Source organism: Bartonella sp. W8122, from assembly GCF_016102485.1.
GTDB classification, from domain to species: domain Bacteria; phylum Pseudomonadota; class Alphaproteobacteria; order Rhizobiales; family Rhizobiaceae; genus Bartonella; species Bartonella apihabitans.
On the sequence record NZ_JACFOO010000002.1, the window covers coordinates 169,150 to 183,367 of the forward strand.

General features: G+C 41.7%; 14 protein-coding genes. 12 read left to right on the plus strand and 2 right to left on the minus strand.

Annotated features, from left to right (window positions below):
- The first annotated feature begins 5 nt into the window (after window positions 1-5).
- The 12 genes from H3S83_RS11020 to H3S83_RS11075 all read left to right on the plus strand — a co-directional run bounded on the left by H3S83_RS11020 (window position 6) and on the right by H3S83_RS11075 (window position 8,532).
- Window positions 6-641 (plus strand): hypothetical protein, encoded by a 636-nt coding sequence (locus H3S83_RS11020; protein WP_198239836.1) that lies wholly within the window; start codon window positions 6-8, stop codon window positions 639-641.
- Window positions 638-1,213: a DUF2163 domain-containing protein gene (locus H3S83_RS11025; protein ID WP_198239837.1), complete on the plus strand. Its 576-nt coding sequence runs from the start codon at window positions 638-640 to the stop codon at window positions 1,211-1,213. Before H3S83_RS11020 ends, H3S83_RS11025 begins: the two co-directional genes overlap by 4 nt.
- A gap of 53 nt (window positions 1,214-1,266) precedes the next feature.
- Entirely contained in the window at window positions 1,267-1,680 is a 414-nt protein-coding gene (locus H3S83_RS11030; protein WP_198239838.1) for a hypothetical protein, read from the plus strand.
- Entirely contained in the window at window positions 1,680-4,313 is a 2,634-nt protein-coding gene (locus tag H3S83_RS11035; protein ID WP_198239839.1) for a phage tail protein, read from the plus strand. The genes H3S83_RS11030 and H3S83_RS11035 overlap by 1 nt, the downstream gene beginning before the upstream one ends.
- Complete coding sequence (locus H3S83_RS11040; protein WP_198239840.1) at window positions 4,314-4,640, plus strand: hypothetical protein; 327 nt, start codon at window positions 4,314-4,316, stop codon at window positions 4,638-4,640. It begins immediately after the preceding gene.
- The gene (locus tag H3S83_RS11045) at window positions 4,640-5,401 is read left to right on the plus strand and encodes a hypothetical protein (RefSeq protein ID WP_198239841.1); all 762 of its coding nucleotides are present in this window, start codon (window positions 4,640-4,642) and stop codon (window positions 5,399-5,401) included. The genes H3S83_RS11040 and H3S83_RS11045 overlap by 1 nt, the downstream gene beginning before the upstream one ends.
- 1 nt (window position 5,402) lies before the next feature.
- Complete coding sequence (locus tag H3S83_RS11050; protein WP_198239842.1) at window positions 5,403-5,579, plus strand: hypothetical protein; 177 nt, start codon at window positions 5,403-5,405, stop codon at window positions 5,577-5,579.
- Window positions 5,579-6,505, plus strand: coding sequence for a hypothetical protein (locus H3S83_RS11055; protein WP_198239843.1), 927 nt, complete (start codon window positions 5,579-5,581; stop codon window positions 6,503-6,505). Before H3S83_RS11050 ends, H3S83_RS11055 begins: the two co-directional genes overlap by 1 nt.
- A 4-nt stretch (window positions 6,506-6,509) precedes the next feature.
- Complete coding sequence (locus H3S83_RS11060; protein ID WP_198239844.1) at window positions 6,510-7,124, plus strand: hypothetical protein; 615 nt, start codon at window positions 6,510-6,512, stop codon at window positions 7,122-7,124.
- Between the two features lie 83 nt (window positions 7,125-7,207).
- Window positions 7,208-7,873, plus strand: coding sequence for a lysozyme (locus tag H3S83_RS11065; RefSeq protein ID WP_198239845.1), 666 nt, complete (start codon window positions 7,208-7,210; stop codon window positions 7,871-7,873).
- A complete protein-coding gene (locus tag H3S83_RS11070; RefSeq protein ID WP_198239846.1) occupies window positions 7,870-8,124 on the plus strand; it encodes a hypothetical protein in 255 nt (84 codons plus the stop codon). The genes H3S83_RS11065 and H3S83_RS11070 overlap by 4 nt, the downstream gene beginning before the upstream one ends.
- Before the next feature lie 87 nt (window positions 8,125-8,211).
- Window positions 8,212-8,532: a hypothetical protein gene (locus H3S83_RS11075; protein ID WP_198239847.1), complete on the plus strand. Its 321-nt coding sequence runs from the start codon at window positions 8,212-8,214 to the stop codon at window positions 8,530-8,532.
- 1,037 nt (window positions 8,533-9,569) lie between these two features.
- Here the strand turns inward: H3S83_RS11075 and H3S83_RS11080 are convergent.
- Entirely contained in the window at window positions 9,570-10,739 is a 1,170-nt protein-coding gene (locus tag H3S83_RS11080) for a hypothetical protein (RefSeq protein ID WP_198223149.1), read from the minus strand.
- Window positions 10,740-11,174: 435 nt separating this feature from the next.
- Window positions 11,175-13,016, minus strand: coding sequence for a Z1 domain-containing protein (locus H3S83_RS11085; protein WP_198239848.1), 1,842 nt, complete (start codon window positions 13,014-13,016; stop codon window positions 11,175-11,177).
- Window positions 13,017-14,218 lie beyond the last annotated feature (1,202 nt).

Consider the following 14,218-nt stretch of genomic DNA (forward strand, 5'->3'; position numbering starts at 1 on the left):
AAGAAATGGCATTCAGAACATTACCTGACCTTCAGTATCTGTCTTTTGACTTCAACTTACAACGGTTTATTTCTCAATCAGAAAGCGGCGGCGGACTTATCAATACGGTTGAATATTCAGATCCTCGATGGACAGTAGATATCGAAACACGCGGATACTCGAATAACTGGCAAAAAAAAGACGATGGGCTGCCGTCACTCGATGACGTTAAAGCAATTTGGGCGAGCTTGAGAGGTGGTATGAAGTCATATCTCGTCAGGCACCCTATGTATATTTGCCCTCGATTAAATAAGGATAATCCAGAAATTGCTAAAACTGTCGGTAGGCTTGCGAACATCGAGAATAGGAACATCGTCACGGTCACGGGGGTAAACGCTGCTCTCCGGCTATCCTCAGGCGATTATGCCACCTTCCAGTATAATGATCGTCGAGCGCTCGGACTAGTCATTTCAGCAGAATTCAATACTACCGGATATCTGATCGAGATCGAACCAAAACTTCCCAATTATATCTCGGTTGGTGCAAACGTATATTTTGATCGGATGGAACTGATAATGCGGCCTATGAACGACAGCTTCTCGATTTCCAGTGGTTACCCGCAACGTACGGCGAAATTTCAATTTATGGAGAGCCGGTTTTGAGAAGTCTAACACCAAGAGCCGAAGAGTTGTTCAATATCGGCACGATCAAGTTATCCCAAATGGTTAGGCTGGAATTTTCGACCGGTACTTATGGCTTTTGTGCGGCGGATACAGAATTAGAATATGACGGTTTAACATACGTACCAGGGGGCATCATTGATATTTCGGCCATTAACGGACAATGGGGCATGACGGCACAAGGTCTAACGCTGACGTTAGCTGCACGTTCCGACGATGGTTTGACGCCTGACTTGTTAGCTACAATTCAAGATGAAGGATGGCACCAACGGCCAGTTATTATCAAAGAAGCTATCTATGACCCGAACACTTATGACCTTCTTTTCGTTGATACAATCTACCGAGGGCGGATTGATACACTCGATTTTCAAGACGGACCCGACTGTAAACTCGTGGCTAACTGCGAGAGCTTGGCAATGGATAACAATCGGGAAGGTTATCGGATGCGGTCAAATAACGATCAGCATCTGATTAACGCTGGCGATAACTTTTTCTCATTTGCCGAAACAGAAGCAAGAACTGTCGTGCAGTGGGGGCAAAACCGGAAGGCGTAAATGCCAATCCGTATGTGAAAACCACCCCTTAATTATAAAATTGGAAAAACATAATGCGCAATTGGAACCGCGCCAAGGACTGGCAGGATGCTTTAGCTCGTGTTGTCGAAAAACATTCTGAATTACCGTTTGAATACGGAAAATCGGATTGCGGACAATTCGCTGCTGACGCTGTGCAAGCTGTTACAGGTGAAGACAGGCTAAAGGAATACCGTAATTACACGACAGAAATTGGAGCAGCTCGTGTTTTGAAGAAAGCCGGTTGCAACGACCTTGGAGAGCTTTTTTCTAAAGTTTTCAAGGAACAGAAAGTCGTTCATGCAATGCGGGGCGATATTGGTGTTGTAGAGTATGAAGGGCAGATATGCGCCGGAGTTTTTACCGGTGTCGGTTTTGCAAGCAAGGGTAAATTCGGTCTTGTTTTTGTTGGATTCAGCCAGATTAAACGCGCTTTTGAGGTAAATTAATGGCATTTATAGCACCAATCATAGGCGCGATTTCTAGTGCCGTTGCCGGTGTGGCTGGCTTTTTGGGAAGCTTGGGGTTTGTTGGTCGAGCTGTCATATCTGTCGGCTTTAATGTCATTGCTGGACTTCTCACAAAAAAGAAATCCAAGAAAAGCTCACACTCAAGCGACAGTCAATTAAGTGGAACAAGCCTTACAGTTACTTACGGTGGTTCAAAACCACGTGAAATCGGTGTCGGTTTATTTGCTATAGCTGGTCAGGAGCTGTTCACTTGTGCGTTCGGAGATGGGAATAAGACGCTTGCCCGTGTACTGTTGCTATCGGACTTTTACATTAATAAAGTCACACGCGTTCTTATTGATGATGAATGGTGCTCACTTAACGGTGATAATAACTCAGAACGTGGCTTTGAAGTAACTGGAAAGCATAAAGGTTTCATCAGGATAAAGATCTATGATGGTAGCCAGACTACAGCCGATAATTATCTAATCAAAGGTTCTGGCGGGCAATGGACGGCCAATCATGTCGGCTTTGGATTAGCCTATGCGATTGTCTATTTCGACTATGACCAAAACGAAATGTCGAACACTCCGCAATTGCTGTTCGAGTGTCAGGGAAAATGTTACGATCCGAGATTTGATAGCAGTTACGGTGGAGAAGGCTCTCAACGTTGGGAAGACCCGAAGACATGGGGCTATTCCGACAACCCAATTGTTCAGGCCTATAATTATGAACGCGGCTTTTATGTAAACGGTCAACTGATTGTCGGCAAGGACTTGTCTGTCTCTGATTTACCCGTTCAAAAATGGGTTGAGGCAATGAACCTTTGCGATGAGATGGTCGGGACAGAAAAGCGTTATCGTTCTGGCATGATCTTTAGCGCAGGTGAAGGTGTTCAGCACAAGGATAATTTAGAACCGTTATTTACAGCCTGTGCAGGTGCATTGCTCGAGAGTGTCGACGGTGATCTTCCTATCGTCGGCGTAACACAGCCGATTGTTGCCACATTAACAGAAGATGATCTGATTATCGGTGAAACACTTAACTACACTCCGAAGCGTTCAAGCTCACAGCTCGTTAATGCGGTTCATGGCACCTATAACGAACCAGAAAAATCATGGGAAGCAGTTGCATACCCCGCACGACTAGATGATGCAGCATTAGCAGCGGATGGTTCACACCATGGAACGCAGCTGGATTTCAAGGCCGTTTTTATCGCCAGTCAGGCAATCCGCTTGGCTAATTCCGCTTTACGCGAGAACCGCTATCAGAAGCAGTACAGCATGGTTGTACGGCCGCTTTGGCGGAAGTTGGAAGTTGGTGATTGGATCCGTTTTGTTCATAGCTTATATGGCACCGCGAGTTTTCGTGTTGTCAGCCGTTCATTGACACCATGCGGAAAACACGGGGCGAGAAATGTAAATCTATCACTACAAGAAGTCGGAGCTGGCATCTATGATGATGCAATCGAGATACCGGAATTTTCACCGAACAAACCAGCACAAAGGCCGGTTTTCCAGAATTTCCCAGATCAGTTCCAAGTTATGGCCAACCAAGCCATTTCAGAAGATCAACATCGGAAAATACCGGTTTTCGATATCACTTGGAGACAACCTACAGATGTGACTGTCACCGGCATCGAGATTGAATATTGGCAAACGAAAGTTCCTGAACAAAAGTTTAACTACATTGTTCGGGGTACACAAACAGCGGTTAGACTGACTGGATTTGCACCGCGCACATCATACACCTTTCGGGCAACTGTCATAACAGAGCCTGCAAGGTCAACTCTATGGTGTGCTGAGGTCGTTGCCGATTCAAAAGAAGAAGATTATGACACCGGACAAATCCTCGACGACGTTGCAGATTTAAACAAGTGGCTAACGTATGACCGCCGGTCAATACGTGAAGAAAACGAACTGATTGGCCTCATTGCGGCCGATGCAACGTCTGGAGGCTATGAATTAAGCCGGTCAATTAAACGGGAACTGACAGTTTCGTTAGGAAAAGCACGGGCAGATTTTACAGAACAAATCACGGTTGCAGTAAGCAAAACGTCTGCACTGGCTGCCAAATTGGAAACACTGGAAGCCGAAGTCAACGGCAATATCGCCACGGCTTTTAACGAAATAAAAGCGCAGGTCGATACCATAAACGGAAAAGTCACAGCCACAGCGCAGCAGATTTCATTCTTAAATTCTCAGGTTGATAATGTGGCAAGTAGCATCACAATTAAGAGCGAAGTCTCTGCGGCGGCGGGTGATGGCTGGGCACGGCATGGAATTGTCGTCAAAACTGGAGACGGAAACAACTGGTCGACGGGGGCATTTTACATTGACGTGAAGCCGTCGCAAAGCAGATTGGTTCTGCTTGCTGACCAAGTCGTAATATCGAATGGCGATCTCACCACGCCACCGTTTTCATTTGCCAACGGCGTATTGCGTTCCAATGCGGCTGACATTGGTACCGTCACGGCGGGAGAGTTGAACATCAATAACCGTTTTAAGGTAGCTCGTGATGGGACTGTAGAAATCAGTGGTTATGCCGGTTCGGGAAGATCAGTACTCACGAACAGCCGGTATGAAGTTTACGATAATGCGGGGCGTCTTCGTGTGCAACTTGGAGTTTGGTAAATGGGACAAGGTCTTAGAATATGGGACCAGTACGGAAACATCATCTTAGATACCGATAGCCGCCTACCCCGCAACTTCGGCACTCTTTATCTGAACAGTCGCAATGATGGTGAAATCTATGTGCCAGAATTTAGTCAGGGGCAGCCGTGGTTTTATACAATGATCGATTGGTCAAATGTTTTTGAGCAAAAAGATACATCCAAGTTTTCAGATCATAGTTTTGCAATGGCGGAAATTGTCGGAAATACATTGAAGTGGCATTGGGGACCGTTGACTAACGGCAAAGGTTATTATCATCCCACTTGGATAACCTACGGAGTTTATTAATGCCTGCAGGACTTAAAATATACAACGATGCCGGCATCATCCAAATCGACGATGCCTACCAAAACTTTTTTGTAGTCCGTTCTGGCTCTTTGACCACGAACGAAGCTGGAGTTGCTGATCTTTGGATTGATTGGAACGGGCCGATCATTGTAGCAACAAGTTCGCCGAATGGTTCTTGTTGCGCCCTCCAAGACAGGAAAGAAACAAGCTGGATTTATCGGGTTGGCTCAGGTGTGCCATATGATACGGTGCAATGGTATGCTTTTAGCCTGCCACAGAACCTGCCATTTCAAGGCGGATTACGCATTTATCGGGAAGATGGTTCAATCGCTTTTGACTCTAATCAGCGGTCGCTTGATATATCATATTTCTTCAATCTGGATACGCCATTACTGCCACAAATCAGCGGACACGCTGTTGATGCGTTGCCTAAAAGTGATGAAATCGCTTACCCAAAAGACATCTATATACCGTTGAAACAAGGACACACATATACAGCATTTCCAATTCGATGCACCGGAACGGCATCTGTTGTCTACCAAGCAAAAGTCAAAAATGGTGGGGGCACCGGTAAAATACCTTGGTATGAACACTATTGTTACATGCCTCAGACATGGAACGGTGGAGTTAATTTTAAACCGATCAAAGAAAGCGAAGGCGGTAGAGACCCGATAATACCGGATTTTTATAGACCGCGTGGCATGTATTATTATCCTGCCAAAGTACAACAGTTTTGGGTTATTGACATCACAGGACTTTGAAATGAACCAAGATGAAACCGAAATACAAGTACCACCGATGGTTGTAGCAGCAGAAGCTATGGCCGAAGCTGAATTCTGGCGGAAACAGAGCTTGAAGAATGCTTATCTGCGTTTCCAAGCCGAGCAAGAGCTAGCAGCGTTGAAAGCAAAGCAAACAGATAAAAAGGAAGGTGAATAATGGCTCTTCTTCCTAATTTCCCTATCTCTGGAGATGATTATACAGTTGGAAAGATCACGACCGTAGCCGGTTCAAAAGACTTCAAGACAAAAGATGCTTATTTACAATCTTATGGTGCTGTCCAAGCCGGTGACCATGTTTACATCGCTCAGGCTGCAAAATTTTTAATTATCGCCGCAATCACGGGTGAAAATTCCGGCACATTGACAGACCCATGCCCAGAAGATTGTGCTGTTACAGATGCTGATTTACGCATCATTTTTAAGACTGCAAGCTCTCGTCTACAAGGACGAACAGCTATGTTGCTCGAACGTCTGTCGAAGGGCTGTCTCGCGTCATTAGCCGAATTAACGCCAACGGAAGGCCAGTTCATCCGCGCAACGGGTGTTTCCGGTCAGCTTGAAACAGTTAATATGTCCGCAGCTTTCGTGGAAGAAACCGATGACAGAAAGTTTATGCCACCCATTATACCGGCGGGAAAAATCGAAGAAACAGATGACCGTAAATTTATGACGGCAAAAGACCGCCAAAGCATTGATAATGTTGTCAAACGTGTCGACGGGCTCACGACTGACAACGTACCAGAAACAGACACTCACAAGTATTTCCCACCAGATTTTAATGCTGATAGTCTAGCTGAAACGCCTAATCACAAAGTAATGACAGCTGCCGAACGGGAGAAAATCGCGGGGCTTGATCAACAGATTGAAGATAGCTGCGCAGCCGTTCAAAACGCCTGTGTAACAGATAGCCAAATGGTGGGGTGGGTAGATATCACAATCGAAACCGGGAGGCCGACCGAAATGACATCCGGCTATGTCGTCACAGCCGTCATTAGAGAAGATAGCGGACGAACACGTATCTGCGGCCGTCAACCGCAACTTAAAATTGCAAATCGCGGTTGGTTTCCTTTAGGGGCGTGGTAAAAAAATGAAAAATTTTGGTAAACTCGCAGCTTCAGAAGAAAAAATTAAATTAGGTGAAGATATCAAGGATGACAAAGGCAATATTGTCCAGAAAGCCGCAACTGTCACCATTTACGTGTTGAAAGATAAAGACGGCATTGAGTGGCACGACCTTTTCAAAAAATATCCGCATAAATTTTATATTGCTGTCGACGATACGGGAAGTATTATTTCTATGACCGACAAGCCAGAACATTCGCAAATTGCGGGTTTTGATATTATCGGTATTGATGAAGATTATGGCGAAACATTCGGTAAAGGCGGCAGTGTCTATGGCAAGCTATGGGATGGCGAAAAGATTGTTGCACCTGAACCAATATTCCCCTCTTTATCAGCCCGGCAATTCTGGCAGGCGGCTTTTGCAATCGGCGTCAAAGAAGAAAACCTGATTGCAGATATTGCAAATAAGGACAGCCCCTTTTTCATTGCAGATGATGATGACCGTGAAAGCGTGTTGATCGACATCACAAAAGCAACAAGCTTTACCCGCGATTACAAGCTCTTGAAGAAAATGGCCGAAGTCAACAAGATACCGGATGCGCAGCTCGATACTTTATGGAATTGGGCTGCCACTATCTAAAAACCAATTCCACCAAACCAGCAATCAGCCCCGCTTTTGCGGGGCTTTTTATTGCCTTCATTTATAAACACAAAGGAAACACCATGACACGACAAATAAGCCCCCACGGACTTGCAAAACTGAAACAATGGGAAGGCCTCAAAACCAAAGCCTATAAGGATGCTGGCGGTGTTTGGACAATCGGCTATGGGCATACGGCAACAGCCGGCGAGCCAAAGCCACGTGCAGGAATGGTCATCACCGCAGCCGAAGCAGAACGCATTCTTTTGAAAGATTTAACACAATACGAAGCAGCGGTTGAAAGCCTCGTAAAGGTGGAACTCAATGACAATCAGTTCGCCGCTCTTGTTTCGTTTGTTTACAATATCCCCCTTACTTCGTTCAAGAAATCAACGCTTCTTAAAAAACTGAACGCTGGCAATTATGACGCGGTCCCGAACGAGCTGATGAAATGGACAAAAGCGGGGGGCAAGAAAATTCAAGGCCTTGTCAACCGGCGGCGGGCCGAAGGGTATTTGTGGATGGAAGGCGCGTTTGTGACGTCCAAAGATGTCGTTCCGGAACAAAAAAAAGAAAATCCGCTTTTCAAAAAGGAAACGATTGCTCCGGTTATCAGTGCTGCTTCCGGCTTGACCGGTTTTGCCACCGGTTCGGGACCATTCCAATGGGCGTTAGCAGCCATCATGGTGATCGGTGCGGCGCTCCTAATTTATTGGGGCATTAAGCAGATGAAAGAGGCTGAAGCATGAACCTATTACAACGTTTAGCCATCGTACTTGTTCTTATTATCGCCGCCGCTATTGGCGGTTTTTTTATGGGTAAACGAACCGAAAATACCAATCGGATGAAGGCGGATAATACCGCCTTCCAACAATCACATGAGGTCGAAAATGAAGTTGAAGCTCTTAACCCTTATCAGCGCTGCCTTGCTGTTGGCGGGTTGCCAGACCAATGCAAAATTCTCTTGCGCGGGCTGGACAAAACCACCGAAAGCAAATGATGCACCGCGCCTTGTTCAAACAGAACCGGCAATCACAAAATGGATAATCACCACTGATCGTTTTGGAAAAAAACAGAAATGCTGGGAATGATGACGGAGAACCAAGAACGGGCGATCGGGCGGATTGAAGGTAAGCTTGATCGCCTGATTGAAGACATGAATACCGATACTCAAAAGAGGGAAGAACAAGATGACAGGCTCGCGCGAATTGAACGTTCTCAAGATGATCTCGATAGACGCGTTGAAGCAATTTTAAAAAGGATTGAAAGCGTTGAAAAACCAGTTGCTGAATTCAACCGGTGGAGAGAAAGGGCAATCGGTGCACTTATGCTAGTGTCGCTTGTTGCAGCATTAATAGGTGGAGCAATTGCTGCTTACTGGCATAAGATTATTGACGCTTTCAAGTAAACGAGAGAGGCAAAGATGCGTCTGCCCAAATGATATTTACAGCCCCTCAAAATCAATGGAAAAAATTAACATGATTGTTGTGCCAACAATGATAGCTCCCACCCCATAAAAGACGCCGCTTTTGTCAACACAAAAAAGTAAAATAATTTTATTTTTTTGAGTAATAAGAGAGAGGGCAACGTTTTAAAAAGCTATTGTTTATCAAAGAGGCTTTTTTGCCCTCTCTTTTTTATAAGTATTTGTTTTTATTGTTTTATCCTACTTCGCGTCTGGGCACCATCTCAACTTTTCACCTTTTTATCCTGATGTTTTTATTAATTATTCTCTTGAGTAAGAGAATAGAAAAGCGTTCCAATTGTTCTGACGCTTTTGAATTGCCTCATCGGCCAATTATCGCTGACCATCTGTCTTTTATATAAAGAGATACCCTTCTTTCAGCATCACAAACCAAATAGATTTCAATTGCGCTATGTGGCTCCGGAATTTTTTGCACGAGATGCATTCATTCTTGTACATCTAATGAGAATCTATTTACCTTGCCCGTATCCAAACCTCAGGGAAATAATTACCAAATATTTCTTTGGTTTGTGTTTGCCCATTTTTCCAGCATGTAAATTTCGTTTCACAATGCAACGGGAATTCTAAGTCTTTTGAAGGAACGGCAAACTCCGAAAGAACTTGGTTGCTCATACTTGGATTCTATCTTGTAGACTGTTATTAACCATGCTAACCAATTAGGCACGACAAGCATTTCTGGTAAAAAGTGGATATGACATCTAGGATTTTCTATTGTCTTTTAAAAAAATAAAACGAAATTTCAATTTTCAAAATAATGGAAATACGTACTTTTAATTTATTACCTTTTATACACGGTGTGTTTACGCATTTTTCTTTTATTTATCTAGTTAAGTTTTGTAAATGTTAATAAAATACTTATAGGAAAAATTGAAACTGGACAAAAATCACTTTTTAAACATGATAATCTATTTAAAATATTTCAAAATCGAAGTTTAAAAGGTAACTACAAAAGAAAAAACTTATTTTTTGAAATCTATAACGTGCTCAGTACGCATTCGCTTTGCAAGGTTATTACCAACGACCATCATAGGCATATAGCGACGACTATCCGGAATTACACGAGTTGTTTCACCGACAACTTCAAAGCCAGCAGAAACTCCGGCGAGCTTTAACAGCTTATTGTTTTGAACGTATATTCCACGAATTGTGGAATTTCCAATCACATATGTACCTATGCTATTATTCTTCAGGACCCTATATGCTTCTTTCGTTTGTTGTATCAAATCCGAAAAATAACGAGCAAGCATATATTTACTTTTACGTTCAAGGAGATCCAATCCGAGATCATGAAGTACATCTGAAAATTTGCCGCTAATAGTGTCGTTCAAAGCTCGCTCGGCACCAATTTCACTTATGCGAATTTTTCGAAGATTAGCCAATGAATAACCTAACCATACAAGCGACAAACGGTGCCCCCTCATATAATCAATAGCATTTAGGTAAGGAGGAGATGTAACAATACAATCTACAGAATTGCTTTTAACAACAGTTAGTTTTCTCGCATCCCCCACATAAGTTCTCGCATTCAGTTTAATTGAAGATACATCAAGCGCCCTTAAAAGGTGATCAAGAGAGAGTCTCATCGCACTAAAGACATCAAAATCATTTTCACGAATTGTCCTGTGAGGCCGACTATGAGCGGTATCTCTGGCCAGCGATGCTTTAGGTTCTTTTGTTATAATTAGTCTGGATAAAGTGACTTTCAGAAGACTTAAGACAATCTTAGAAACATTGATTGGTTGTGCATGCAAATAATACGATAATTTACGAAGCTGCTCTTTCTGTTTAGGTGCGAACCAAAAATCAATGAAATTTTTAGTTTGAATATCATCATCTATCCAAGGTAAATACACTTGATCCTTTTCCGATAGACAACGTTCTAATAATATTTCTAAACCTGCTCGAACTTCATTTTCATCAACTGATGTTGATCCAACACGTGAAATGAGCTCAGCAAGAGGATCTATGTCGATCCCTATGGCAGCAATACCATTACGCGCCGCTTGCGATAATACCATACCGGAACCCGCCATCGGATCTAATACAACTTGGCCGGCTCTCAGATTTTTTAGTTTCTCAAGTGCAATTTCAGGCGCCATACGTGCAGGAAATGGGTGTATATATTTCATTCACAAATTTACCTTTAATTGTTTCTGAAAAACGTCCGAGGTGCTATTTTGCAAATCATCTCAATTTTTTCCGCGACTTCATCACGGCTTTTATAACAATCTAATTTCAAGATACAATGGTGTTGTCTGTGATTTTTATGAGTCCTTTGTACACACCCTCGGGAAATAGACACTTACGCAAAATTATTACATTGTTCACTTAAGACGATTTAACTGTACCGTTAGACATCAAAGGCATTCTATACCCCGACAATTTAAGTCCAACAAATAAAATTCGAAAACGCGTTTTTTCGCAGAATAACACATTATTTTACGCTGGCTTATTCTTCAATAATAAAATCTATATTATTTATTCGAATTACATCGCATGATAATATCATTATATTAAATATAAACATATTATCAAACTTAATTTTGTATTTTATAATAACCGATTCATTTTTTATTTCTAATAAATTTAATTGCGTCTCCATTAATCTTATAAAACAGCCGAGCATATCCGTCTTTATTGCGAAATATTTTTAGATGATGCTTTGCATTTGGATGTTCACTTCGAGAAAATTCATTATTTGAAAAAATTCCTTTTTTACGCCGAATATTTTTGATTTCATCATCACTATACTTACTATTACTTTTCCCAAAATGACTGGTTTTATGGAACGAAATATCAGTCTTAGGGTCTTCGGATAAATCACGCTTTATATATTCGTATAGGTATTGAGGAAACTCTTCTTCAGAAAATGTTTTACGCAAACTATCTAACATTTGACTGTTCGTACGGTCTACTCTATCCATGACCTTATCATAATTGTCGTTATACTTAAACAAATGAAATGACATCTCTCCGTCTTCAAAATCTACAGTGGACTTATCAATGGAATTAGAAGATGTAGGGATTGTCTTATGATCTGAAAGCCAAACAGGCGCTCCCGACGAACTACGCATAGCAGAAATCGCGAGATTGTGAAATTCAAAACACTTGCTCCAGTTCTTCAAAAGTTCGGTTGGACACCACAACTGGAAATAATTCTTATATTCTTTTCTGGCACCGAACATGCGAGCCCGCTGAATATAGGTATCCTGAGAAAATTTTCCTTTCACACTTCTTGTGAAATACATTGACAATAAATTATCAAAAGTCACACCTCTTGAAATAATATTTCCTCCAGCAGCAAATGAGAAAAGACATTTTGGTTTAGCTATATCTGATACTTTTGCACTAAATTTACTTGAATTTATCTCTACTATTGTATTTTTATAAATATTTCTCAGAACAAATTCTACAATTTCGTCTGGTCCTTTGTCACTGTATTCGTTCGCTATTTCTTTAAGTTTTTCAACGATCTCGCCAAATGATGGATTGCCTTTTGTAGAAAGTGTACGAATAGTCTTTCGTATAGCAGCAATATCGTTATCATGTTCATTTTTCTTGCCGCTTGTATGGACTAACATCGTAAAATTTTTCTCAAAACCACGCATATGTTGTTCAGCCACACCACACAAAAAATGTAAGATTGCATTTTTCAATTCATCTCTTTCAGATCCTTTATCGGCATCAAACGTATGCAAACGATAATCTACCACCCCGTTGGAGGGAAAGAAAAATTCTTGCCCCACATAATCCGGATGCGGGCGAAATTCCACCCATGATTCACTATCATTCTCGAATGTATTGTTTAGGTTTAACCTAGCTGGTGTCGCAGTGACACCTATATACTGCCCGGTTTCCCCAAGAAGGTCATGTATGAGTTGGTTAATTCTCGTTTTTTCTTTCTTGTTTACCTTCGCATTAGGAGATGCAAAATCTGCTTCGTCATCAATAACTACAATATGTTTTCGATGTTGAAGAAGAGTTTTAAGTTTTTCTAAATCCCTGGCATTTTTTTTAGAAAAGATAACCCATTTTCTTTGATTAAAATCGTCAAGTTCTTGCGAGAGTTCATTATACTGCTTTGGTGAAGGACTAAGACCCGATTCACGAAATCTAGAAAGACTTTGTTCCAGCAGATCTACGCTGTCAGTAACAAGATTAATGATGACATCTGTGCCTTTGTCAAGCAGTTTCGCATTCAAAGCTATCATCATCTCTGTTTTTCCGCTTTGAGGTTCCCCAAATATAACAAACGATCTACTGCGGTTCTTAATCACATTTTCAATTGTTTTTTCTACAGTTTCTTCAATCGCCTTAGTATCAATTCCTCGCTCCTTCAATACCTTCAGCCTGTTTGAATATTGTTGGTTGCCTACGTTACCAACCACCTTCTTCCAATCTTTCATCAAGTCCGTCCGTATTTATTTGATTCAAATATTTTTAACAAAGTAAACATCCAACGGAACATTTTTTCAATTGTAAAATATTTAAACCACAAGGAAGTATGAACCAACGCGTAAATAAAACAACGGATTCGTTTTTTATATGACATAGCGGCTTCAATTAATCTAATGATACTTGGCGTCATTAATTATTTGTCCTTTAGAGTACCGTAAATTCCTAAATCGCCTTATTTTTTCAACGTCTGATTTTGAAATAATCAGATGCCTTGCTCTGACGCTCGGCCCAAAGGCATTACGTTCAAAAATAAGGTAATTAACGTCGAATATATTTAAAAAAGATCTTAGATTTCTATTGATATATTTCCGTTAAATTACTAATATAAAAGCAATCGCTTTGTATCTGGCCATCTACCTTCCACATCACTACGCTTTGTAAAGGATTTGACGGACATATACCGGTTCCTTGCAAAGTGATATATGATAACATCTTTTTGGAACGACGATTTTTTAAGACGAATTTGACACAAAACACAAGTCTGTTGACAAAAATCCTTGCGAACTTGTCAGATTATGCAAAATATTGCCCTACATCCAAAAAAATCAATGGTGCACAAATAACTCAAATATAAAATGCCCGATATCACAGCAGACGTTCAACATTATAAAAATGCCAACGCTTTCGCCCCCCCCCCAATAAAACCTTCAGTGAACGCTTTCTGCCCGCTATTATCTCGTACAGAATGTAAGTATGTAAACTATCCGCGGGTTTTCCGGAGACAACTATGCCAGTCTTCAAGAACTATTTCAGTAGCTTCCGGAGACAAAAGGTATGCCCTTCTTGAATCACGCACCCTACACAATTCAGTAGCTGTTATAGTATATTGCCGTAACGGCCGTTATTTCCGCTCTACATTACACACACGCCAAACAATGAGCATTTGAAAGGTATCAATGCCACCGACTCGGCTGATTCAATAAGAGCAGCAGAACAAATGTCTTCATCTTTTTGACGATTCTTATAACCCTAATCAGTGTTTTTTAGGTACTAAAGTTTCAAGATGGTAATATCGATATCATTGATCTTATCATTTAATCATAACCAACAAAAATACCTCTGCCGGTTATACAAAGCGTATGCCTATAGGCGTGAAGCTGGGGGAGGTCTAGTGATTGGTTGCGGGGGCAGGATTTGAACCTGCGGCCTT

Coding starts and splice junctions, on each gene's coding strand:
- H3S83_RS11020 (WP_198239836.1), top strand. CDS start 6: ATGGCATTCAGAACATTACCTGACCTTCAGTATCTGTCTTTTGACTTC.
- H3S83_RS11030 (WP_198239838.1), top strand. CDS start 1,267: ATGCGCAATTGGAACCGCGCCAAGGACTGGCAGGATGCTTTAGCTCGT.
- H3S83_RS11035 (WP_198239839.1), top strand. CDS start 1,680: ATGGCATTTATAGCACCAATCATAGGCGCGATTTCTAGTGCCGTTGCC.
- H3S83_RS11040 (WP_198239840.1), top strand. CDS start 4,314: ATGGGACAAGGTCTTAGAATATGGGACCAGTACGGAAACATCATCTTA.
- H3S83_RS11045 (WP_198239841.1), top strand. CDS start 4,640: ATGCCTGCAGGACTTAAAATATACAACGATGCCGGCATCATCCAAATC.
- H3S83_RS11050 (WP_198239842.1), top strand. CDS start 5,403: ATGAACCAAGATGAAACCGAAATACAAGTACCACCGATGGTTGTAGCA.
- H3S83_RS11055 (WP_198239843.1), top strand. CDS start 5,579: ATGGCTCTTCTTCCTAATTTCCCTATCTCTGGAGATGATTATACAGTT.
- H3S83_RS11060 (WP_198239844.1), top strand. CDS start 6,510: ATGAAAAATTTTGGTAAACTCGCAGCTTCAGAAGAAAAAATTAAATTA.
- H3S83_RS11065 (WP_198239845.1), top strand. CDS start 7,208: ATGACACGACAAATAAGCCCCCACGGACTTGCAAAACTGAAACAATGG.
- H3S83_RS11070 (WP_198239846.1), top strand. CDS start 7,870: ATGAACCTATTACAACGTTTAGCCATCGTACTTGTTCTTATTATCGCC.
- H3S83_RS11075 (WP_198239847.1), top strand. CDS start 8,212: ATGATGACGGAGAACCAAGAACGGGCGATCGGGCGGATTGAAGGTAAG.
- H3S83_RS11080 (WP_198223149.1), bottom strand. CDS start 10,739: ATGAAATATATACACCCATTTCCTGCACGTATGGCGCCTGAAATTGCA.
- H3S83_RS11085 (WP_198239848.1), bottom strand. CDS start 13,016: ATGAAAGATTGGAAGAAGGTGGTTGGTAACGTAGGCAACCAACAATAT.